Consider the following 20603-nt stretch of genomic DNA (forward strand, 5'->3'; position numbering starts at 1 on the left):
CGTCGCTCCTCACCGGGCGGCGCTTTTTTCATATGCCGAGCCGGTCCCGCACCCTGCCTGCGATCACGGCGGTGGTCACGCCGACCGGCCAGAACGCATGCATCGGGATCGGCCTGATGCCCGTGATGGGCATGTCGATCTCGGCCCTTGCGCCGCCGATCAGGCGGCGGGCGAGCTGCGCGCCCATCGCGGTCGAGAGCGCGACACCGCGGCCGTTGCAGCCGAGCGAGATCAAAATGCTCTCGGCGGGCTCGTGCACATGGGGATAATGGTCCTTGGTGATGGCGAGCCGGCTGTTCCAGCCGTGGGTCCAGGCAACGCCCTTGAGCTGCGGCCAGAGCCGCTCCGCATAACGCATGAGATAGGCGACGTCATGCGGCGACTTGATCCAGCGCATCGGGCCGCGTCCGCCCATCAACAGACGGTTCTGCTGATCGATGCGATAGTAGACCGTGATGTGGCCGCTCTCGTAGAGCACCGGACGCGTCGGCATGATCGAACGGGCGACCGCGTCGGAGAGCGGCGCGGTGGCGGCGATCGAGGAGAACACCGGCACGATGGTGCGGCGGAGCGCCGGCCAGAGATCGTCGGTAAAGCCGTTGGTGGCGAGCAGAACCTTGTCGGCATGAACCACGGCCCGCGGCGTCTCGATGCGCCAGCGGCTGCCATCGCGGCGTAGCGACAACGCCGGCGTCTCGCCATGCACCTTGGCGCCCGCCGCAATCGCGGCGCGCGCGAGGCCGCGGGCGTAGCTGAGGGGATGCAGATCGCCGCCGCGCGCGTCGAGCATGGCGCCGATGTAGCGGTCGGTGCCGGTCATGTCGCGGAGCTGCGCGCGGTTGAGATACGTCACCGGCATGCCGCGGCGGATGCATTGCTGCGTCGTCTTCTCGATCGCGGCAGCGCTGCTCTCATTGTAAGCCGCGCGCAAGGTGCCGTTCTGCCGCGCCTCGCACGGGATCTGGTAACGGCGGATCAAATCGTGCGTGAAGTTGGTCGTGCCGTAGGCGAACGCGATCATGCGGCGGCCGAGCTCGGCGCCGAAATCGGCCTCGATCTGATCAGGATCGTGCTTCAGTCCGGGATTGGTGTGACCGCCATTGTTGCCGGATGCGCCCCATCCCGGCTCCTGCGCCTCCAGCACCAGCGCCTCGACGCCCTGCTCGGCCAGATGCAGCGCGGTGGAGAGGCCGGTGTAGCCGCCGCCGACGATCGCGACCGAGACGCTCTTGTCGACGTCGAGCGGCGGCGTAGCAACCGGCGCAACGGCCGTGTCGGCATAGAGCGAGGGCGGCAGAGGCAGGCGCGTCATGGCGGGTCCGGTCAGAGCGGATGCAGCACGCGGCGCAGGAAGTCCTGCGTCCGCGCGTGCTGCGGTTGATTGAGCACCGACCTCGCCGGCCCCTGCTCGACGATGACGCCGCCGTCGATGAACAGCACACGATCGGCGACGTCGCGGGCAAAGCCCATCTCGTGGGTGACGACGACCATGGTCATGCCGTCGTCGGCGAGCTTGCGCATGACGCCGAGGACATCGCCGACCAATTCAGGGTCGAGCGCCGAGGTCGGCTCGTCGAACAGGATCGCCTTGGGCTGCATGGCGAGCGCCCGCGCGATGGCGACGCGCTGCTGCTGGCCGCCGGAGAGCTGCGGCGGATGCGCGTCAGCCTTTTCCGCAAGCCCGACCTGGGCGAGCAGCGTGCGGCCGCGCTCCAGCACTTGCGCTCGCGGCTCCTTCTTCACGAAGAGCGGCCCCTCGATCACGTTCTCCAGCACTGTCCGATGCGGGAACAGGTTGAAGCGCTGGAACACCATCGAGACCTGGGTGCGGATATTCACGATCGACGGCGCGTCGCGATCGACCTTCAAGCCTTCGACGCTGATCTCGCCACGGTCGTAGCTTTCGAGGCCGTTGATGCAGCGCAGGATGGTCGACTTGCCGGAGCCGGAGGGGCCGATGATGCAGACCACCTCGCCCTTCTCGACGCTCGCCGTGATGCCCTTGAGCACCTCGACCTTGCCAAAGCTCTTGTGGACGTCGTTCAGCTCGATCATCGCTTGCCGGCCCGCTTCTCGAAGTGACGGACCAAGAGGATCAGCGGAATGCTCATGGTGAGATACATCAGCGCGACCAGCGTGAACACGCTGGTGTTCTTGAACGTCGAGGATGCGATCAGCTTGCCCTGCAGCGCGAGCTCGGCGACCGTGATGGTCGAGGCCTGCGAGGAATCCTTCAGCATCATGATCATGACGTTGCCGTAAGGCGGCAGCACGATGCGCACCGCCTGCGGCAGCACCACGCGGCGCATGGTGAGCCACCAGCCCATGCCGATCGACTGCGCCGCCTCGATCTGCCCCTTGTCGATCGCCTCGATGCCGGCGCGGAAGTTCTCGGCCTGATAGGCCGAATAGGCGATGCCGAGCCCGAGGATCGCGGCCTGCAGGGCCGAGAGTGTGACGCCGAGATCGGGCATCACGAAGTAGAGGTAGAATAACAGCACGATGATCGGGATGCCGCGGATCACGTTGATCAGGCTGGCGCTGAGCATCGACAGCGCCTTGATGCCGGAGACCCGCATCATCGCCCAGACGAGGCCCAGCACCGTCGAGAGCAGCAACGAGCCCACCGTGACGATGATCGTCAGGGCGACGCCGTTCAATAGGATCGGGAAGAACTCGACTGCATCGCGCCAGAAGCCTTTCATCGGTCAGCCTTCGATCAGCTTCTATCGATCAACCCTGCGCCTTCAGGCCCCATTTATCGAGGATCTTGTCGATGGTGCCGTTGGCCTTCAGCTTCGCCAGCGAGGCGTTGATCTTACCGAGCAGCGCGGTCTCGCCCTTGCGCACGCCGATGCCGACCGAGCCGACCGTGACCGGCTTGTAGCCGTCGACCAGGCGCACCTCGGGGAAGCCGCCCTGCTTCAGATTGTAGGCGAGGATCGGATAATCGGCGTAGCCGGCCTTGAGGCGGCCGGTGTTCACGTCGCGCAGGATATCCGGGATGGTGTCGTAAGCTTTTACTTCGGCGAACAGGCCGGTCTTCTTCAGCGCATCGACGAAGGCGGTGCCGACTTGCGCGCCGACCGTCTCGCCCTTCAGGTCGTCCTGCGTGGCGTAAGCCTTGGTGTCGCTCTTCGGCACCACCAGGCCTTCACCATAGCTGTAGATCGGGTCGGAGAAGTCGATGACCTCCTTGCGCGGCGCGGTGATGAACATCGCAGCAGCAATGATGTCGATCTTGCTCGAGGTCAACGACGGGATCAGCGCCGAGAACGCCATCGGCTCGATCTGCACGTTGAAGCCGGCATCCTTGCCGATCTCGGTGATGAGATCGACCATGATGCCCTGGATGGTGTTGGTCTTGGTGTCGAGGAAGGTGAAGGGAATGCCTGTCGGCGTCGAGCCGACCTTCAGCACCTGTTGCGCCGAAGCCGGCACGGCTGCGGCAATGGCGAGCGCCGCGATTGCGGCCTGAACAAAACGCTTCATCGCATCCCCCTTTTGGGTCTGGCCGGCGGCGGCGCGCGCGCATGTCGCGATCAGACGTTGCGGGCCGGGCCGTTTCGGCCTATTTTCACCAATATGAAAATTTGGTCACACTTTTGCGGACGATGCAAGCGGTTTTCATGCACATGAAGGAAGCGGTTTGACGTGAGCGGTGGCAAAAGAATGCGCAAACCGGCCGCCGCAAAGCCGGCCAAGAAAAAGCCCGCTAAGGTGAAAGCCACAGCCAAGCCGACCGAGCCGGCGATGGACGTCGCGGTCGGCCGCCGCATCCGCGATCTCAGGCGGGTCAGGCAGTTCTCGCTGGAGACGGTGGCCGCGCGCACCGAGCTGTCGATCGGCTTTCTCAGCCAGATCGAGCGCGGGCTGTCGTCGCCGTCGCTGCGGGTGCTGGCGACGCTCGCCGACGTGCTCGGCGTCGGCATCGCGGCGCTGTTCGGCGCGAGCCCGAGCGCCGACGGCGCATCGGATCAGGTGGTGACGCGCGGGCTGCAGCGGCCCGAATTGAAGCTGTGGCGTACGGGTGTCTCAAAACAATTGCTGAGCCCGGCCAGCAGCGACAACAAGCTCAATCTGTTCCTGGTGCACCTGGAGCCCGGCGGCTCCACCGGCGACGAGCTCTACACCCACGACGGCGAAGAGGCCGGGCTGGTGCTCGAGGGCGAGATGATGCTGACGGTGGACAGCCAGACGTGGTCGCTGAAGACCGGCGACAGTTTTCGCTTCGCGAGCCGAAGGCCGCACCGGTTTTCCAACCCGGCGCAGGATGCGAAGGCCGTGGTGCTGTGGGTGAATTGCGTGACGGGGGCGGGCTGACCACTCTCCCTCTCCCCGTTCTTACGGGGAGAGGGTCGGGGTGAGGGGCCGCTTCCGCAAAGACGGTGACAGTGGGATTCGCGGAGGCTTCCCCTCACCCGGAATTTGCTGCGCAAATTCCGGCCTCTCCCCGCACGCGGGGAGAGGCGAAGATCACCCAAACCGGTGCTTGTACCGCTCCACCGTCAGCGCGCTGACGTCGATATCCGGCTTCTTGCCCGAGAGCATGTCGGCGAGCACGCGGCCCGAGCCGCAGGACATGGTCCAGCCGAGCGTGCCGTGGCCGGTGTTGAGGTGCAGGTTGGCATAGTGGGTCGGGCCGATCACGGGCGGGCCGTCCGGCGTCATCGGGCGCAGGCCGCTCCAGAACGTCGCCTTGGACAGATCGCCGCCGCGCGGGAACAGGTCGGTCAGCGAATGATCGAGCGTGGCGCGGCGCGCGTCGTAGAGCTTGTCCGAATAGCCCGAGATTTCGGCGGTGCCGCCGACGCGGATGCGATTGCCGAGGCGGGTGATCGCGACCTTGTAGCTCTCGTCCATCACGGTGGATTCCGGCGCGCCGGAGGCGTCCTTGATCGGCACCGTGATCGAATAGCCCTTCACCGGATAGACCGGCAGCGAGATGCCGAGCGGCGCCACCAGCCGCGACGACCAGCTGCCGAGCGCAAGCACGTAAGCGTCCGCCTGCAGCAGGCCGGCGCTGGTCGCGACCCCGCTGACGCGCGCGCCGTCGGTGACGATGCGATCGATCGAGGTGTTGAACATGAAGCGTACGCCGAGTGCCTGGGCATGCTTGGCAAGCGCCTGCGTGAACATGTGGCAGTCGCCGGTCTCGTCCTGCGGCAGGCGAAGCCCGCCGACGAACTTTTCCTTCACGCCCGCGAGCGCCGGCTCGACCGCGATGCAGCCCTCGCGGCTCAGCACCTCGAAAGGAACGCCGTACTGCTTGAGCACGGCGATATCTTCGGCGGTGCCGTCGAGCTGGGCCTGGTAGCGGAACAGCTGCAGCGTCCCTTGCGAGCGTTCGTCATACTGGATGCCGATGTCGCGGCGCAGATCGCGTAAAGAGTCGCGGCTGTATTCCGCGATCGGGATCATCCGGCTCTTGTTGACCGCGTAGCGCGCGCTGGTGCAGTTGCGCAGCATCTTGAGCAGCCAGACCCACATGACCGGATCGAGCTTCGGCCGGATCACCAGCGGGCCGTGCTTCATCAACAGCCACTTGATCGCCTTCACCGGCACGCCGGGACCGGCCCAGGGCGAGGAATAGCCGGGCGACACCTCGCCGGCATTGGCGAAAGAGGTCTCCAGTGCCGGCTCCGGCTGGCGGTCGACGACCGTCACCTCATGACCGGCACGAGCGAGGTAGTAGGCAGAGGTGACACCGATGACACCGCTGCCGAGGATCAGAACTTTCACGCTTCGTCAAACTCCCGCGGCGCTCGCCGCTGCAAGGACACAACTCGCTAGCGGCGAGAGCAATTATCAGGCCACCTTCTTGATGGCGTCGCCGAGGATCGACATCATCTGGTCGATGTGGCTCTTCTCGACGATGAGCGGGGGCGACATCGCGACGGAATCGCCACCGGTGCGAAGATAGAGGCCGCTATTGAAGCATTCGACCAGCATGTCGTATCCGCGCGCGCCGACCACGCCGTTCCGCGGCGCGAGCTCGACCGCGCCCATCAGGCCGCAATTGCGGATGTCGACGACGTTGGGCAGGCCTTTGAGCGAATGCAGCGCATCGCGCCAGTATTCGGCGAGCGAGGCGCCGCGCGTGAGCAGACCCTCATCCTTGTAAATGTCGAGCGTCGCGATGCCCGCGGCGCAGGCGACCGGATGCGCCGAATAGGTGTAGCCGTGGAACAGCTCGATCTGGTTCTCCGGGCCGGTCATCATGCCGTCGTGCACCTTGCGGCTCGCAAACACCGCGCCGCAGGGCACGGTGCCGTTGGTAATGCCTTTGGCCGTCGTCATCAGGTCCGGCGTGACGCCGAAGAAATTGGCGGCGAACGGCGTGCCGAGGCGGCCGAAGCCGGTGATGACCTCGTCGAAGATCAGGAGGATGCCGTGCTTGTCGCAGATTTCGCGCAGGCGCTGCAGATAGCCCTTCGGCGGCGGCAGCACCGCAGTCGAGCCCGGCACCGGCTCGACGATGACGGCGGCGATGGTCTCGGCGCCATGCAGGGCGACCAGACGCTCGAGATCGTCGGCGAGCTCGGCGCCGTGCTCGGGCAGGTCCTTGGCGAAGGCATTGCGGGTGAGATCATGGGTGTGGCGGATGTGGTCGACGCCCGGCAGCAGGGTCGTGAAGGCGCGGCGATTGGCGACCATGCCGCCGACCGAGGTGCCGCCGAAGCCGACGCCGTGATAGCCGCGCTCGCGGCCGATCAGCCGGGTGCGGCTGGCCTGGCCGTTGGCGCGGTGATAGGCCAGCGCGATCTTCAGCGCGGTGTCGACCGACTCGGAGCCGGAATTGGTGAAGAAGACGCGGTCGAGGCCCTTCGGGGCGATCTCGGCAAGACGCTCGGCGAAGTCGAATGCCAGCGGATGGCCCATCTGGAACGACGGCGCGAAGTCCAGCGTCATCAGCTGGCGCTCGACAGCGGCGGCGATCTGCTTGCGGCCGTGGCCGGCATTGACGCACCAGAGCCCGGCGGAGCCGTCGATCACCTGGCGGCCGTCGACGCTGGTGTAGTACATGCCCTCGGCCGAGGAGAACAGGCGCGGCGACTTCTTGAACTGCCGGTTGGCCGTGAACGGCATCCAGTACGAATCGGTCTTGATGGTGTTCGGAATCTGATGAAGGGTCACGGCCGCGCTCCTTTGCTGACCCCATAGCTGAGCCATGGCTTGGAAAGCGCAACAAGTCCTTTTCTGGTGACCTGCAAGCCATTGATTTGGCTGGGGCTGCCGGTCCATATTTGCGCGATCCGCAACACCTGCAACACGGGATCAGGGCATGAGCGTCGACATCGGTGGACGGCTGCGATTCATCCGGGCGCGCCACAAGCTGTCGCAGCGCGAGCTGGCCAAGCGGGCCGGCGTCACCAATTCGACCATCTCGCTGATCGAATCCAACCAGATGAACCCCTCGGTCGGCGCCCTCAAGCGCATCCTCGACGGCATCCCGATGGGGCTTGCCGAGTTCTTCGCGCTGGAGCCGGAGTCCAGGCGCAAGATCTTCTACCGCGCCGAGGAGCTCACCGAAGTCGGCAAGAAGCCGATCTCCTATCGGCAAGTCGGCGACAATCTGTTCGGCCGCAGCCTGCAGATCCTGAAGGAGCGCTACGAGCCCGGCAGCGACACCGGGCGCGTGCATCTCGTCCATGACGGCGAGGAAGGCGGCATCGTGATCTCGGGCAAGCTCGAAGTCACGGTCGAGGACGAGCGCCGCATCCTCAATCCCGGCGATGCCTATTATTTCGAGAGCCGCCGCCCGCATCGCTTCCGCTGCGTCGGCGGCAAGCCCTGCGAGGTGATCTCGGCCTGCACGCCGCCGACGTTCTGACGCAAGGCCATCGAAAAATACATCGGGATGCACCAGCGGGCGCTCGTGCACCCGAATTCTCCTGAACCCTGGTGACGCAGCGGACGACCAAGCAGGAGGCACGATTCCGCCTCTCGAGAGCCGCCGATGTTCGTCCCCTTTCGCCTCGTGCTCCTCAGCGCGACAATCCTGCTTGCTCCGGCGACCTGCCGCGCCATGGACGACGACCTCCGTGCCGCCAGCAGTGCGCCGACCGCGATCACGCTGTGCGGCGCGGCCAACAGCGACGACAGCCGGACCAAGGCCGCCGCCTGCAAGGAGAGAGGATACGATCGGCTGGTTGCGGGAATCGACAAATCATTCGACGCGGCGCTCGCCAGGACGCCCGCCAACATCCGGCCGCTCCTCAAGCGCGATCAGGCGTGGTTCAACGCGATGATCCTGGGGGCCGCCGACACCGTGCAGGAGGTCGATGAAGCCGAGCTGCGCGACAATTTCGTCGCGACGCTGCGCCGGCGCGCCGCTGCGCTCGGCGAAATCGCGGCCGGTTTTGGCCGCGGCGGGCTCACGGGCAAATGGGTCAACGCCTTCGGCAGCGTCACCATCTCGCCGTCCGCAAACGGCGCCCGCCAGCTCACCGTCGACATGAGCGCCTATTACGGCAGTGACAAGCACCGGCAATGCCGGCTGAGCGCGACGGTGACATCGGCGGGCGGCTGGCTGAGCGGGTCGATCCCGCCAGCGGATGCCAGCGCAGCGAAACCGGGATCATCGACGAGCGGGCCGGGCGCGAAGCCGGCAAAGCTGCCGGCAATCAAGCTCCGCCGCCAGGGCGAAAGCCTGCGCGTCGTCACCTTCGGCGGCGACGACACGACCGGGGATCGCGAGGATTGCGATTCTCTGTGGCAGATCACCGGCACTTATTTCGCAAGCGGCACGTCCGACGCGGCCGACAAGGCCGAGACGTCATTCATCGCGCCGAGCTTCGACTGCGTCCGCCCGGTAACGGTGACGGACGAAGAGATCTGCTCCGACCCCGACCTCGCCGAGAACGACCAGCGACTGAACCGCGCCTGGAAGGCACTGCTGCCGCGCCTCGACGATGCGACGCGGCGTGCTCTGACGGAAGACCAGCGCAATTGGGTGCACGCGCAGGCGGTGCAATTCCCCGAATTTCTCCACCCGGCCTGGGAGAAGCGGACCTGGGAGATGCACTTCACGGCCGACGCGCGCGACCATTTCGATGCCCTGCAGCGCGAGCGGATCGCGCTGCTCGAGGGTTTTGACGACAAGCGCGTGGGCCTCGCCGGCGTCTGGCTTGCCTACAACGCCATCATCAGGATCACCGTCGACAAGGACGGCTGAACGCGCAGGGCTGGAAATGGGCGGCAAGATCGTCGGCGGCACCTTCGCTCCGACGATCCGAGCAAGAATCCGGACACGCTGGAGCGCGATCACGCCATGCTGATCGTCAATCGTCTCGATGACGAGTTCGCGAGCAAGCGCAGCGGCAAGCAGGGCGACGACGAGGCGAAGTGCAGGCGAAGGCTCGACAATTCCTCGGCCGCGCGCCTGTTTCCGGCGCGCCCCTCGCCCGACATCGACAATTATCCCGGCTCGATCCGCTGAAGCGCGATGAAACAAGGCTCGATCGCGCAACGACGGAGGCGCGCTCCCTCTCCCGCTTGCGCGGGGCTACCACATTTGAGAATTTTCCCTGCGGCCATCCTTCGAGACGCCCGCTTGGGGCGGGCTCCTCACAGGATGAGGGCGGAGTGCGCGGCAGCAGTTTCAACGAGCACTGATGCTGATTAGCCTCATCCTGAAGAGGCGCATAAGCGCCGTCTCGAAGGACGAGGCGTGCCCACCGGCCGCCCTACGAGTCAGATGTGATAGCTCTGCCGCAAGCGGGAGAGATGATCGAGCCGCGCCCCCTCATTGCACCAACAACTCCTCGATCCGGATCGGAAAGCGGCGGACGCGCACGCCGGTGGCGTGCCAGACCGCGTTGGCGACCGCGCCAGCGCTGCCGGTGATGCCGATCTCGCCGACACCCTTGATGCCGAGCGCATTCACGTGCGGATCGTGCTCCTCGACGGTGATGACGTCGAGCGGCGGCACGTCGGCATTCACCGGGATATGGTACTCGCCGAGATTGGCGTTCACGATCCGCCCGCTGCGGCGGTCGGTGATCGCCGCCTCGTGCAGCGCGAACGAGAGGCCCCAGATCATGCCGCCGAACAGCTGGCTCTGCACCATGCGCGGATTGACGATGCGCCCGGCGGCGAAGGCGCCGACCATGCGGGTGAGGCGGACCTGGCCGAGCTCGGGATCGACCTTCACCTCGGCGAACACCGCGCCGTGGGCATGCATCGCATATTGCTCCATCGCCGCAGGATTCGGCGCGCCGGTGCCGCGGGCCTCGATCTCGGCGACGCCGGCGCGCGCGAGAATCTCGGCATAGCTCTCGCTCCGGCTCTCGTCGTCGCGGCGGATCAGCCTGCCGTCGCGCGCGATCACGCCGGCATTGCCGGCGCCGAACAGCGGCGAGCGCTCGTCGCTCGTGGCGAGATCGGCGAGCTTTGCGATCACGGCCGCACCGGCGCTATGAATCGCAGCGCCTGCCGTTGCCGTGTGCGCCGAACCGCCGGCGATGCCGGCATCGGGCAGGTCGGACGTGCCGGACTTGAAGTCGAGGCTGTCGATGTCGAGGCCGACGGCATCGGCCGCGATCTGCGCCAGTGCCGTCCAGGCGCCCTGCCCCATGTCGTGCGCGCCGATCTCCATCACGCCTGAGCCGTCGCGGCGGATCGCCGCGCGCGCCTCGGCCTGGAACATCAGCGCCGGGAAGGTCGCCGTGCCCATGCCCCAGCCGACCAGGAGGCCGGCATCGTCGCGCATCTGCCGCGGCTGCAGCGGACGCTTGGCCCAGCCGAAGCGCGCGGCGCCCTGCTCGTAGCAGGCCCGCAGCGCCTTGGAGGAGAAAGGCCGCCCCGTCATCGGCTCGACCTCGGCGTAGTTCTTCAGGCGGAAGGCGAGCGGATCCATGCCGCAGGCCCAGGCCATCTCGTCGATCGCGCTCTCGAGCGCGATCGAGCCGGTCGCCTCGCCCGGCGCGCGCATGAACAGCGGCGTGCCGGTGTTGACGCGCACGGCATCGTGCGAGGTGCGGATCGCGGGCGCCGCGTAGAGCGTGTGCGAGGCATCGGCGGCGGGCTCGAAGAAATCGTCGAACGTGCTCGAGACGGTCCGCGCATGGTGATCGAGCGCGGTCAGACGTCCGTCGGTGTCGGTGCCCAGGCGCAGGCGCTGACGGGTCGGCGCGCGATGTCCGACCGGGCCGTACATCTGCTCGCGACGCAGCACCAGCTTGACGGGCCTGCCGACGAGCTTTGCCGCCATGATGCCGAGGACCGGAGGGCCGCCCATGAGCCCCTTCGACCCGAAGCCGCCACCGAGGAACGGGCTGCGAACGTGGATCTTGTCGTGAGCGATGCCGAACAGCTCGGCGATGCGCGCGAGCGACAGCTTCAGGCCCTGGGTTGGCATGTCCACGGACAGCCTGTCGCCATCCCAGTGCGCCACGACCGCATGCGGTTCCATGGCATTGTGATATTGCGGCGGCGTCTCGTAGGTCGCATCGATCTGCTTGTCGGCTGCAGCGAGGCCCGCTTCGACATCTCCATGGTGACTTACCGAGGGATTGCCGACGCCGACGGCCGGCGGCACGAAGCTTTCGCCGGCGTCGAGTCCAACCAGCGGGGGCAGCGTCTCGTAGCGCGGCGCAACAAGCGCGGCACCTTCCGTTGCGGCTTCAAGCGTTTCGGCGATCACGACGGCGATCGGCTGATTGGCGTAGCGGACTTCGTTGCTCTGCAACGCCTCCATTCGGAACACGAACGGATTGGTCTTGATCTCCGGATCGATCGCGAGCGGCGGCTTGTGCTCCGGCGTCATGACGTCGACGACGCCGGGATGACGTTTGGCGGCGGCGACATCGAGAGAGACGACGCGGCCGCGCGCAATGCTGGCGGTCGCGATCACCGCAAACAGCATGCCGGGCGGATGATTGTCCGCGGCATAGGTCGCCTGCCCAGTCACCTTGAGGATGCCGTCACGGCGGGTCAGCGGCTGGCCGATATTCGAGCCGTGCCTGAGATGGGCGGGAGCACTGGTCAAATTGAGCTCAGACATGGAGGGCTCCCGAAGTCGAGGCAAAGGGAGAGGCCGGCAGCGCGGGGATACGCGCGGGCGTCCCGGCGGCGGCCAAGGTCAGCGCGCGCACGACGATGCGGCGCGCGAGCTCGATCTTGAAGGCGTTGTCGCCCGACGGCTTTGCGCCCTCGAGCGCACGCCGGGCCGCCTCCTGAAACGCGTCCGCGGTCGGCGCGACGCCCTTGAGGACGTCTTCCGCTGCGCGAGCGCGCCAGGGCTTTGCGGCGACGCCGCCGAGCGCGAGCCGCGCCTGTGCGATTCTGCCGTTCTCGATCCGCAGCGCGGCCGCGGCCGAGACGACGGCAAAGGCATAGGAGGTGCGCTCGCGGACCTTGAGGTAGCGGGCATGTGCGGCAAGGCCGCGTGCGGCGGGCGGCAGGCGCACTGCGACGATGAGATCGCCGGGCTCGAGCACGGACTCGCGCTCGGGCGCATCGCCCGGCAGGCGGTGCAGCTCGTCGAGTGCGATCTCGCGCCGGCCGCCCCTGCCCTCGATCTCGACGATTGCATCGAGCGCGACCAGTGGCACGCAGAAATCGGAGGGGTGCGTGGCGATGCAGCTGTCGCTCCAGCCCAGCACGGCATGGCTGCGGTTCTCGCCGTCGCGCGCGTCGCAGCCGGAGCCGGGCGCGCGCTTGTTGCAGCGGCTGGCGGTGTCGTAGAAATACGCGCAGCGCATCCGTTGCAACAGATTGCCGCCGACGCTGGCTGCATTGCGCAATTGAGCCGACGCTCCGGAGAGCAGCGCTTCGGCCACCGCCGGATAGGACCGCGCGAAGTCCGCATCATGCGCGAGATCGGCATTGCGCACCAGCGCGCCGATGCGCAAAGACCCGTCCGCGAGAGTCTCGATTTGATCGAGGCCATCGAGACGCGTGACGTCGACCAGCCGGTCCGGACGGCTGACGCCGCCCTTCATCAGGTCGAGCAGGTTGGTGCCGGCAGCGAGGTAGACCGCGCCCGGCTGGGCCGCGGCAGCAACGGCTTCAGTGACCGTGGCCGGCCTGACATAATCGAACTGTTTCATGCGGAGCGCCTCTGATTGGTCTCGTCCATCTGTCCTTGCGCTTCCAGCACGGCATCGACGATGCCGACGTAAGCGCCGCAGCGGCACAGATTGCCGCTCATGCATTCGCGGACGCGCTCGGGATCGTTGCCGGCCTGGCCTTCGCCGATCATGCCGATCGCGCTCATGATCTGGCCGGGCGTGCAGAAGCCGCACTGGAAGCCGTCATGGGCGATGAAGGCGGCCTGCACCGGATGCAGCTGGTCGCCGCGGACGAGGCCTTCGATGGTGAGGATGTCGGCCCCGTCATGGCTGACGGCGAGCGCGAGGCAGGAGTTGATGCGCTTGCCGTCGACGAGAATGGTGCAGGCGCCGCACTGGCCGCGGTCGCATCCCTTCTTGGTTCCGGTCAGATCGAGGCGCTCACGCAGGAGATCGAGCAGCGTGACGCGCGGATCGTCGAGGACGAAGTCGCGCCGCGCACCGTTCACGGTGAGGCTGATGGAGTGGTTCATACAAGGCTCCGATCAGATTTGGACATGAGTCATCGCGCAGCGCGCCACCGCCGTGGCCGCTGTCGAATAGCGCCGCCCGAACACGATGCGGCCGACGCACGAGCGAAGATACGGAGGCACCCTCCGTTTAACAAGGGGCCGCCCGGAAATATTTGAATTCGTCAAAAGCCCTTGCGCCACCAACGCGATGCAGCCCTGCACGGGTCCGGCGAGGGTTCAATCTAACCAATTCGTGATCTACATTGCGCGCCATGGACGACCACACCGACCAGACCCGAAAGCCCCGCGCCGATGCCGTGCGCAATCGCGAGCGCGTGCTCGAAGCGGCGAAGCTGGTGTTCAGTGCGGGCGGTTCGGAGGCGAGCCTGGAAGCCGTGGCGAAGCGCGCCGGCGTCGGCATCGGCACGCTGTATCGGCATTTTCCAACGCGCGAGGCCTTGTTCGAGGCGGTGTACCGCCGCGAGGTCGAGCAGCTCAGCGAGCTTGCCGAGCAACTGAAGAACGAGAAGGATCCGGTCGAGGCGCTGCGGCGCTGGTTGCACTCAGGGGTCGAGTTCGTTGCGACCAAGAAGGGAATCATGGCAGCGCTGGCGCTCGCGGTGCAGAACGGGTCGGAGCTGCATGCTTTCTCCTTCGAGCGCCTGACCAAGGCGATCGGCTCGCTGCTGGACCGGGCGGTCGCAGCCGGCGAGATGCGCGCCGATCTCAGCCCGGAGGATCTGCTGCGCGCCTTCTTCGGCATGTGCTACGTGCACGACCAGCCCGGCTGGCAGGCGACGGCGCTGCGCCTGCTCGATGTGTTCGTCGACGGCTTGCGCGCGCCGCCGCCCGGCAAGGCCAAGGCGCGCTCGTCGAAGACGACCAAGCCGGCGACGAAGCGGAAGCGGTAGGCGGTGTGTCCTTGCAAAAGTAATGTTCGCTCCTGACGGCCGAGCGGACATCTGCTGATCGGCAGGGAATTGCGGCTTGTGACCGAAGCAGACATTCAGCATGGCTCGATGATTTCGAGCCATGCCGTGTTATGCGGTAAGTGGACGGCGTAGACTATTGGCGGCCCAATTGCGCGGCGACTTGCTTCTCTCCGGGCAACTTGCCCCCAGCTTGCAGGCTGCTGCAAAGCCACCGCGCCTCTCTGGAGGTCGCGCCCACGAAGGTTTTAGTCTCCACGCATTGCGCATAGGTGTTGTAGCTGAGCGTGTCCCGGCACGTCGCCGAAAAGTTTCCGATATTGATTTCCGGACCACTCTGGCTGCATCCGACCCAGGGGGCGTTGCCGACCCTGTAACTTGTTTCGCAACCACCGTTGCAGCTGCTGGCGGATCGCTCCAGCTTGGCGAGCCTGCCCAATACCGTGTTTGGTGCGAACGCCGGGTTTTGAGCGGTTGATGAGCCTGACGCGCGGTGGTGCGATGTCACGCTCGTTTGCCCCTGCCGCGGCACGACAGCTGGTCTTGCTTTCGGCGCTTCGACCGAGACGGGGGGAAGCGAAGAGGTCGGTGTGGGTTGCGACAATGCAGTGCCTGACATACTGCACAGCAAAACAGTTGACAAAGTAAAGACGACGGACGGCACGGCGAAGCCAAATGACGATCGCATTGATACCTCCAAAAATGACGGAAATTCGCTTCCGACAGCTAAAAGTTGTATCACAAAACCTGCAACCAGCAATCCGGAAAGGCGAGTGACAGACTCACGACGAGCGGTCTTGACAAAATGACAAAGACAAACCTGACGTCGGGTTATGGTCTTGGTTGTGTGGAAACGCATGGGTCGGCCGCGGCGTGGTCGCCAAGTATTGCGCGCGGCCGGTGTTTGCGTGTCGGAGCGTCCAATAACCCGCCAAATTAGGTATCGCGACCGGGGATGCAATTTTGGACGCACTTCCCGCCGTCAGGCGGCGCGGATGGCTGCAATCAGGCTCGGTTTGCCGAGGATGTTCATCACCCGTGTGAGGTTATAGGCGAGAACATGCAGCGCCATCTCAGCAGCGACATTGCGCAGGCGCTTCATCAGGAAGTGGGTCGCACCCATACGGGCCTTGATCGTGCCGAAGGGATGCTCGACCGTCTCGCGCCGCGTCCGCATGGCGTCGGGATTGGAATCGAGCCGTCTCTGAACCTCCTCGACCACATGCTCATGCTCCCACCGCGTGATGCGGCGCTCCTTGGACGGCGTACATTGGCTCTTGATCGCGCAGCCCTGGCACGCCGCTGTCGACCAGTAACGGCGCAGCGTCATCCCATGCTCGATGTTGGTGTAGTGATAGGGCAGCAGCTGGCCCGATGGGCAGCGGTAGACGTCCTCATCAGGCAGGTACGCAAAGTCCTGTTTGCCGAACCGGCCCTCCGCCTTGGCGTTCGACGTCATAGGCTTGGGCAAGGTGACTGCAACGCCAGCCTCTTCGCAGGCTAATATCTCCTCTCCGTCGAAGTAGCCACGGTCAGCGACCGCCTCGAGTTTGTCTACTTCGAGCACTTCTTTGGCTTGCTTCGACATCCGGGCAAGCTGCCCACGATCGTTGCCGACGTTTATGACCTCGTGCGTAACAATCAGATGGTGTTCGGTGTCCACCGCGACCTGGACATTGTAGCCGACCACGCCCGATCCGCGTCCGCTGGTGGCCATCGAACGGGCATCCGGATCGGTGAGTGATATCTGTTGATCCGCCGTGTTGCGCATCCGCGCATCAAGCACTTCCAGGCGGCTCATCTCCTGCTTCAGCCGAGCGATCTTTTCCTTGATCCTCGTCGTCTTGATGCTGATCGCTTCCGATGGCTCCTGCCGATCGGCGCGGGTGTTCACAGGACCGCACACCAGCAGCGAATATCCGTCCGGCTTGGCTCGCGCGACCGATCGGGTTGCCATGTTGCCGCTTTCGCCGGGCTGATTTTCCACCACGACAGGTTGGCTCAATCGATCTGACAGCCCGCCAGCAATCACACGGGCGGCGATATCGACCGGCCCACCTTCCGGAAATCCAATGACAAGCCGTACGGGACGTGAGGGATAATCATCGGCATGCGCAACCGGCGGAAGCGCCGGCAGGGCGGCCGCAGCTGCCAGCAATTCGACGAAGGCGCGGCGACGCATCAGCATGGCTAGGATCCTTTCCGTTCGGATCCGCATGACCATACGGCTGGCACCCGGATGAGCTATGGCACGCAAAGTGCAAATCTGATACCTAATCGGTATGGCAATCGATCTTGCACGGCTTCGGTATTTCGTCGCGGTTGCTGAAGAGGGGCACATCACTCGTGCCGCCGAGCGGCTCGATATGCAGCAACCGCCACTCAGCCGGCAGATTCGTCTCATGGAGCGAGAGCTGAAAGTTCAGCTGTTTCGCCGCTTGCCGCGCGGAGTTGAACTGACCAGCGCGGGTCATGCATTGCTGCCTGAAGCAAAGAGCATGCTTGCTCGTTTCGACCGTGCGATGGAGATCACTCGCCGTGCGGCGCGTGGTGAACAAGGCAGTCTTTGCGTGGGCATCGCGCCCACCGCGCCTTTCATCCCGCTGGTACCCAAATCGATCCGCGCGTTCCGTGAGGCTTTCCCCATGGTATCGCTGGTGCTTGAAGAGGGATTGAGCAACGAGGTCGTCAGCAAATTCGATAACGACCAAATGGATGTTGCGTTTGTTCGCGCCCCTCAGGTCCTTGCTCAGGGAGTGGTCGTCACGCCGCTTCAGGAGGAGCCCATGATCGTTGCCTTGCCCGGCAATCATCCGATTGCGAAGCGCGGCAAGGCCCAATCGATATCGCTGGCGAGCTTGGCCAACGATCCGTTTATCCTGATCGGTCCGCAGGGTACGGGCCTGCACGACGAGACCATTGCAGCATGCCGAGCCGCCGGGTTCATGCCCAAGCTCGGGCAACCAGCGCCCAGGATCACATCCACGCTAAGCCTGGTTGCCGCTGGGCTCGGCATCGCCGTGATCCCATCGACAATGCAAAGCGTTCGAATTGCCGGAATAGCCTATCGGCGCTTGCGGGCGCCCGGGCCAAAGGCATTTCTCGGCCTTGCCTTTCGTCGTAGCGACCCTTCGCCAGTGCTCAAGCAGTTTCTGAACGTGGTCCGAAGCATTGCGAAGTCCACTCCTCCGATCCAGTGAGGACAAGTCAGTCCGCTCTTGGCCATCGGCGACTTGCACGACCTCTGATGTTGGTGCCGGCGTCAGTTCAGCTGTCCTGACGCGCCGCTGGCATTATAGGCCACCTCGCCCTTCCCAGTATGTTGGCGTTCCGTAATACCGGTGAGTTCGCATTTCCCAGTCTCGATCTTCCCAGGAGTCATCGCTGAACTCAGGCGCATCCCTCAGCTGTTGCTCGGTGATATTGGTTCGAAAACCGCCAAGCGACGTGTCATATGTCAGAGCGCCCCAGGGAATGGGGTAGTGGCTGTGACCCAAGCCCACAAATCCACCAAAGCTCATGACCGCATAAGCCACGCGGCCTGACACCTTGTCGATGATGAGGTGATCAATCTCGCCGATATTCTTGCCATCTGCTCCATAGACCTCGGTTCCCTCAATGTCCTCGCTTGAGATGCAGTGATGATCCGGATGGGCTGTTGCACGGGCCATGACTTTGCTCCTTGATAAGGTGGTTTTGCCGGCTTAACTCGGCGATCGCGGAGCCGTTCCTGTCTTAGGAGAACATGTCGCAGCTGCCTGCTGTTTATGTCGCTGTCCGGGATGCGCGGGCATCTGGAGCATCCAAGCCCAGCGCGTGATATCCGGAGTGCACGCCCTTGCCCCGCAACTGTGCTAGGATCGCCTCTGCCGGGATATTCAACGCGGAGCCTGTCATGCGCATCGCAGCCTTGCTGGTCGCTCTCATTGTTGCCTGTCATCCCGCAGCATTTGCCGGCGATGTCGCGGCGGCCCAAAGCGTCATCCGCGCCCAGGAGCAGGCCTTCGTTCGCGACGATGCGATCGCCGCCTATTCCTTCGCGGCACCGGCGATCAAGGAGATCTTTTCCGCACCCGACATCTTCATGTCCATGGTGCAAAACGGCTACGCGCCGGTCTATCGTCACAAGAGTTTCGAATTCGGCGAGAGCAAGACCGATGGCGGCTGGATTGCCCAGCGCGTCCATATCATCGATGCCAATGGCGAGGCCTGGGAGGCGCTCTACACGCTCGAGCAGCAGGGCGACGGCAGCTACAAGATCACCGGCTGCTCGCTGCTGAAGGCGGGACAGTCGGTTTAGGTGGCAAAACCCGGCCCCGTCTTGATCGAGCCCGTCCGCGCGCGGATCAAGAGCAGCACGACGATGCCGATGTTCAGCGCATTCCAGGCGACGCCGTTGGCGAATGCCGCGGCATAGGAGCCGGTGGCATCGAAGATGACGCCTGACACCCAGCCGCCGAAGGACATGCCGAACACGGACGCAAAGATCACGATACCGACACGGGTCGCGGCCTCGCTCGCCGGCATCGCCTCGCGCACGATGATGGCGTAGCTCGGCACGATGCCGCCCTGGAACAGGCCGAACATCGCGGAGATCAGATACAGCGAGGTCAGGCTGTCGAAGAACAGATAGAACACCAGAGCAAAGCCCTGCGCCAGCGATCCCACCAGCAGCGTGTAGATGCCGCCGATCTTGTCGGCGAGGTAGCCCGAGCCGATCCGGCTGACGATGCCGCAACCCATCATCAAGGACAGCATCTCGGCGCCGCGCGCGACGCCATAACCGAGATCGCCGCAATAGGCGACGATGTGCACCTGCGGCATGGCCATCGCCACGCAGCAGGAGATGCTGGCGATCGAGAGCAGCACCGTCAGCGTATTGGTCGAGAGCCTGAGATCGACCCGCGGCGGCGGCGCATTGGCATGATCGTGGACGGTGTCGCGGCCCATCTGCGCGCGCAGGATCAGCACCAGCACCGTCATCAGGCCGGCGCAGACGATGCCGATGCCGATATGGGTGTAGCGCCAGCCGATCTCCTGCGTGCCCCAGCTCACGATCGGCGGCCACATCGTCCCGGCGACATAATTGCCGCTGGCGACGATGGTCACGGCCAATCCGCGATAGCGCTCGAACCAGTGCGAGGCTTCGGCCATCAGCGGCGCGAAGGTCGCGGAAGTGCCTAGCCCGATGAAGAAATAAGCCGCCACGAACTGCCACAGCTGGCCCGACAGGCCCCCGAGCACGTTGGCAACGCCGAGGAAGGCGATGCTGATCGCCATCGCCGGCACGATGCCGAACCGGTCGGTGATCTTGCCGGCGATCACGCCGCCAAGCCCGAAGCCGAACATCATGAGGGTGAAAGCCAGCGACACCGCGCCGCGCGTGGCAGCGAATTCGGCCTGCACCACGGGAATCACGACCACGACCGCCCACATGCCGACGGCGCCGATCGAGCCGATCACGAGGGCAATGACGAGTCGCACCCAGGCCTGACGGGAGTCAGGGGTGAAGGTATCAGGTTTTTGCCCTGGATGATTTGGCGCGTGCATGGGCCGGACCATGTTGGCGGACCGCCGCATGGTCAACCATCTTGCCGCGATATTGGGCATGCGCGGTGCGCTGCGGTAATAAGCTCTTGGCGAATGCGTCTTTTGCCATTAGTTTGCAACAAGCGTGTGCAACATTGCCGCGCGAGGAGTCTATCGGCTGGATGTTGTTGCGATTGACGCGATCGGTGCGGATCAGGGTGGGGCGAATCATCGCCCTCGCCTATCTGTTCTGCGTGCTCGCGCCGGCCGCAAGCCTTGCCTGGGGCAGTGCTGCGCCCTGCCTTGGCGATGAGGCCCTGGCTGACCTCGTTCCGGTGCATCACCATATGGCTGCGAGCCATGGCGATGTTCCGCACGAGCATGCGGGCACCGCTTCCCAGACCGCCGCGAAGGACGCACCTCTTCCGAATCATCACGACGGCAAGGGAACAGTGGGCCCGTGCTGCGCGATGATGTGCGTCAGCGCGCTGCCGGCCGATCTGCCCAGCGTCGCCACGCCGGTCCGGCCGATGTCAACCTGTGCGCCAGAGATCGTGCCCAGCCTGCACAGCGCCGCGCCGCCCCAGCACTACCGCCCTCCCATCACCTGATCTGAC

At 65.1% G+C, this 20603-nt stretch carries 21 protein-coding genes and 2 pseudogenes; 8 read left to right on the forward strand and 15 right to left on the reverse strand.

The genetic code is table 11. The features are described 5' to 3' along the window. Nucleotides 1–28: 28 nt before the first annotated feature. From N2604_RS34675 to N2604_RS34690, 4 genes are read right to left on the reverse strand one after another with little or no spacing between them, the layout of a single operon-like run. Complete coding sequence (locus N2604_RS34675; protein ID WP_260372441.1) at nt 29–1312, reverse strand: FAD-binding oxidoreductase; 1284 nt, start codon at nt 1310–1312, stop codon at nt 29–31. Between the two features lie 11 nt (nt 1313–1323). Further along, nucleotides 1324–2055 carry an amino acid ABC transporter ATP-binding protein gene (locus N2604_RS34680; protein WP_260372442.1) on the reverse strand — a complete coding sequence of 244 codons (732 nt, stop codon included), beginning with the start codon at nt 2053–2055 and terminating at the stop codon, nt 1324–1326. Beyond that, nucleotides 2052–2705, reverse strand: a complete 654-nt coding sequence (locus N2604_RS34685) for an amino acid ABC transporter permease (RefSeq protein WP_260372443.1) — start codon at nt 2703–2705, stop codon at nt 2052–2054. The genes N2604_RS34680 and N2604_RS34685 overlap by 4 nt, the downstream gene beginning before the upstream one ends. A 28-nt stretch (nt 2706–2733) precedes the next feature. Next, a complete protein-coding gene (locus tag N2604_RS34690; RefSeq protein WP_260372444.1) occupies nt 2734–3492 on the reverse strand; it encodes an ABC transporter substrate-binding protein in 759 nt (252 codons plus the stop codon). Nucleotides 3493–3672: 180 nt separating this feature from the next. Between N2604_RS34690 and N2604_RS34695 the strand changes: the two genes are divergently transcribed. Next, a complete protein-coding gene (locus N2604_RS34695; RefSeq protein WP_260372445.1) occupies nt 3673–4323 on the forward strand; it encodes a helix-turn-helix domain-containing protein in 651 nt (216 codons plus the stop codon). A 153-nt stretch (nt 4324–4476) separates the two neighbouring features. On the opposite strand, the gene N2604_RS34700 is transcribed toward N2604_RS34695, so the two are convergent. Continuing rightward, a complete protein-coding gene (locus tag N2604_RS34700) occupies nt 4477–5742 on the reverse strand; it encodes a D-amino acid dehydrogenase (protein ID WP_260372446.1) in 1266 nt (421 codons plus the stop codon). 66 nt (nt 5743–5808) lie between these two features. Further along, on the reverse strand, nt 5809–7137 hold the full coding sequence (locus N2604_RS34705) for an aspartate aminotransferase family protein (RefSeq protein WP_260372447.1): 1329 nt from the start codon (nt 7135–7137) through the stop codon (nt 5809–5811). 148 nt (nt 7138–7285) lie between these two features. Here N2604_RS34705 and N2604_RS34710 point away from each other — a divergent pair, with 148 nt between their 5' ends. The 3 genes from N2604_RS34710 (at nt 7286) to N2604_RS34720 (ending at nt 9442) form a co-directional block, all read left to right on the forward strand. Then, nucleotides 7286–7834, forward strand: coding sequence for a cupin domain-containing protein (locus N2604_RS34710; protein ID WP_018646206.1), 549 nt, complete (start codon nt 7286–7288; stop codon nt 7832–7834). A 126-nt stretch (nt 7835–7960) separates the two neighbouring features. After that, nucleotides 7961–9178: a lysozyme inhibitor LprI family protein gene (locus tag N2604_RS34715; protein ID WP_260372448.1), complete on the forward strand. Its 1218-nt coding sequence runs from the start codon at nt 7961–7963 to the stop codon at nt 9176–9178. A 96-nt stretch (nt 9179–9274) separates the two neighbouring features. Continuing rightward, nucleotides 9275–9442 carry a hypothetical protein gene (locus N2604_RS34720; protein WP_260372449.1) on the forward strand — a complete coding sequence of 56 codons (168 nt, stop codon included), beginning with the start codon at nt 9275–9277 and terminating at the stop codon, nt 9440–9442. A 306-nt stretch (nt 9443–9748) separates the two neighbouring features. Here the strand turns inward: N2604_RS34720 and N2604_RS34725 are convergent, their stop codons facing one another. The 3 genes from N2604_RS34725 to N2604_RS34735 are packed head-to-tail and all read right to left on the reverse strand — an operon-like array spanning nt 9749 to nt 13549. Further along, complete coding sequence (locus N2604_RS34725; RefSeq protein WP_260372450.1) at nt 9749–12007, reverse strand: xanthine dehydrogenase family protein molybdopterin-binding subunit; 2259 nt, start codon at nt 12005–12007, stop codon at nt 9749–9751. Further along, nucleotides 12000–13055, reverse strand: a complete 1056-nt coding sequence (locus tag N2604_RS34730; RefSeq protein WP_260372451.1) for a xanthine dehydrogenase family protein subunit M — start codon at nt 13053–13055, stop codon at nt 12000–12002. Before N2604_RS34730 ends, N2604_RS34725 begins: the two co-directional genes overlap by 8 nt. Continuing rightward, nucleotides 13052–13549, reverse strand: a complete 498-nt coding sequence (locus N2604_RS34735) for a (2Fe-2S)-binding protein (protein ID WP_260372452.1) — start codon at nt 13547–13549, stop codon at nt 13052–13054. The genes N2604_RS34730 and N2604_RS34735 overlap by 4 nt, the downstream gene beginning before the upstream one ends. Before the next feature lie 251 nt (nt 13550–13800). Here N2604_RS34735 and N2604_RS34740 point away from each other — a divergent pair, with 251 nt between their 5' ends. Continuing rightward, nucleotides 13801–14439: a TetR/AcrR family transcriptional regulator gene (locus tag N2604_RS34740; RefSeq protein WP_260372453.1), complete on the forward strand. Its 639-nt coding sequence runs from the start codon at nt 13801–13803 to the stop codon at nt 14437–14439. A gap of 154 nt (nt 14440–14593) precedes the next feature. Here N2604_RS34740 and N2604_RS34745 read toward each other — a convergent pair whose 3' ends face one another. The 3 genes and pseudogenes from N2604_RS34745 to N2604_RS39480 all read right to left on the reverse strand — a co-directional run. Next, complete coding sequence (locus N2604_RS34745) at nt 14594–15316, reverse strand: hypothetical protein (RefSeq protein ID WP_260372454.1); 723 nt, start codon at nt 15314–15316, stop codon at nt 14594–14596. Between the two features lie 123 nt (nt 15317–15439). After that, nucleotides 15440–16339 (reverse strand): annotated as a pseudogene (locus N2604_RS34750) (transposase); the annotation flags it as partial. Between the two features lie 78 nt (nt 16340–16417). After that, nucleotides 16418–16798, reverse strand: a pseudogene (locus tag N2604_RS39480) (hypothetical protein); the annotation flags it as partial. On the opposite strand from N2604_RS39480, the gene N2604_RS34760 reads away from it, so the two are divergent. Then, nucleotides 16740–17657, forward strand: coding sequence for a LysR family transcriptional regulator (locus N2604_RS34760; RefSeq protein WP_260372455.1), 918 nt, complete (start codon nt 16740–16742; stop codon nt 17655–17657). The pseudogene N2604_RS39480 and the gene N2604_RS34760 sit on opposite strands and share 59 nt — an antisense overlap. 93 nt (nt 17658–17750) lie before the next feature. On the opposite strand, the gene N2604_RS34765 is transcribed toward N2604_RS34760, so the two are convergent. Then, complete coding sequence (locus N2604_RS34765; RefSeq protein ID WP_260372456.1) at nt 17751–18128, reverse strand: PRC-barrel domain-containing protein; 378 nt, start codon at nt 18126–18128, stop codon at nt 17751–17753. A gap of 224 nt (nt 18129–18352) precedes the next feature. Here N2604_RS34765 and N2604_RS34770 point away from each other — a divergent pair, with 224 nt between their 5' ends. Beyond that, the gene (locus N2604_RS34770) at nt 18353–18757 is read left to right on the forward strand and encodes a DUF4864 domain-containing protein (RefSeq protein WP_260372457.1); all 405 of its coding nucleotides are present in this window, start codon (nt 18353–18355) and stop codon (nt 18755–18757) included. On the opposite strand, the gene N2604_RS34775 is transcribed toward N2604_RS34770, so the two are convergent. Then, nucleotides 18754–20019 (reverse strand): MFS transporter, encoded by a 1266-nt coding sequence (locus tag N2604_RS34775; protein ID WP_260376370.1) that lies wholly within the window; start codon nt 20017–20019, stop codon nt 18754–18756. The genes N2604_RS34770 and N2604_RS34775 overlap by 4 nt on opposite strands. After that, nucleotides 19973–20218, reverse strand: a complete 246-nt coding sequence (locus N2604_RS34780; protein ID WP_260376438.1) for a hypothetical protein — start codon at nt 20216–20218, stop codon at nt 19973–19975. The genes N2604_RS34775 and N2604_RS34780 overlap by 47 nt, the downstream gene beginning before the upstream one ends. Here N2604_RS34780 and N2604_RS34785 point away from each other — a divergent pair. Then, a complete protein-coding gene (locus tag N2604_RS34785) occupies nt 20205–20597 on the forward strand; it encodes a hypothetical protein (RefSeq protein WP_260376371.1) in 393 nt (130 codons plus the stop codon). The genes N2604_RS34780 and N2604_RS34785 overlap by 14 nt on opposite strands. Nucleotides 20598–20603 lie beyond the last annotated feature (6 nt).

Source organism: Bradyrhizobium sp. CB1015 (assembly GCF_025200925.1).
Classification (GTDB): Bacteria; Pseudomonadota; Alphaproteobacteria; order Rhizobiales; family Xanthobacteraceae; genus Bradyrhizobium.

Bases quoted from the DNA above. Each gene is read 5' to 3' on its own strand.
- N2604_RS34675 (WP_260372441.1), bottom strand. From the start codon at position 1,312: ATGACGCGCCTGCCTCTGCCGCCCTCGCTCTATGCCGACACGGCCGTT.
- N2604_RS34680 (WP_260372442.1), bottom strand. From the start codon at position 2,055: ATGATCGAGCTGAACGACGTCCACAAGAGCTTTGGCAAGGTCGAGGTG.
- N2604_RS34730 (WP_260372451.1), bottom strand. From the start codon at position 13,055: ATGAAACAGTTCGATTATGTCAGGCCGGCCACGGTCACTGAAGCCGTT.
- N2604_RS34715 (WP_260372448.1), top strand. From the start codon at position 7,961: ATGTTCGTCCCCTTTCGCCTCGTGCTCCTCAGCGCGACAATCCTGCTT.
- N2604_RS34685 (WP_260372443.1), bottom strand. From the start codon at position 2,705: ATGAAAGGCTTCTGGCGCGATGCAGTCGAGTTCTTCCCGATCCTATTG.
- N2604_RS34710 (WP_018646206.1), top strand. From the start codon at position 7,286: ATGAGCGTCGACATCGGTGGACGGCTGCGATTCATCCGGGCGCGCCAC.
- N2604_RS34690 (WP_260372444.1), bottom strand. From the start codon at position 3,492: ATGAAGCGTTTTGTTCAGGCCGCAATCGCGGCGCTCGCCATTGCCGCA.
- N2604_RS34695 (WP_260372445.1), top strand. From the start codon at position 3,673: ATGCGCAAACCGGCCGCCGCAAAGCCGGCCAAGAAAAAGCCCGCTAAG.
- N2604_RS34770 (WP_260372457.1), top strand. From the start codon at position 18,353: ATGCGCATCGCAGCCTTGCTGGTCGCTCTCATTGTTGCCTGTCATCCC.
- N2604_RS34765 (WP_260372456.1), bottom strand. From the start codon at position 18,128: ATGGCCCGTGCAACAGCCCATCCGGATCATCACTGCATCTCAAGCGAG.
- N2604_RS34725 (WP_260372450.1), bottom strand. From the start codon at position 12,007: ATGTCTGAGCTCAATTTGACCAGTGCTCCCGCCCATCTCAGGCACGGC.
- N2604_RS34760 (WP_260372455.1), top strand. From the start codon at position 16,740: ATGGCAATCGATCTTGCACGGCTTCGGTATTTCGTCGCGGTTGCTGAA.
- N2604_RS34720 (WP_260372449.1), top strand. From the start codon at position 9,275: ATGCTGATCGTCAATCGTCTCGATGACGAGTTCGCGAGCAAGCGCAGC.
- N2604_RS34780 (WP_260376438.1), bottom strand. From the start codon at position 20,218: ATGATTCGCCCCACCCTGATCCGCACCGATCGCGTCAATCGCAACAAC.
- N2604_RS34735 (WP_260372452.1), bottom strand. From the start codon at position 13,549: ATGAACCACTCCATCAGCCTCACCGTGAACGGTGCGCGGCGCGACTTC.
- N2604_RS34775 (WP_260376370.1), bottom strand. From the start codon at position 20,019: ATGGTCCGGCCCATGCACGCGCCAAATCATCCAGGGCAAAAACCTGAT.
- N2604_RS34740 (WP_260372453.1), top strand. From the start codon at position 13,801: ATGGACGACCACACCGACCAGACCCGAAAGCCCCGCGCCGATGCCGTG.
- N2604_RS34745 (WP_260372454.1), bottom strand. From the start codon at position 15,316: ATGCGTTTCCACACAACCAAGACCATAACCCGACGTCAGGTTTGTCTT.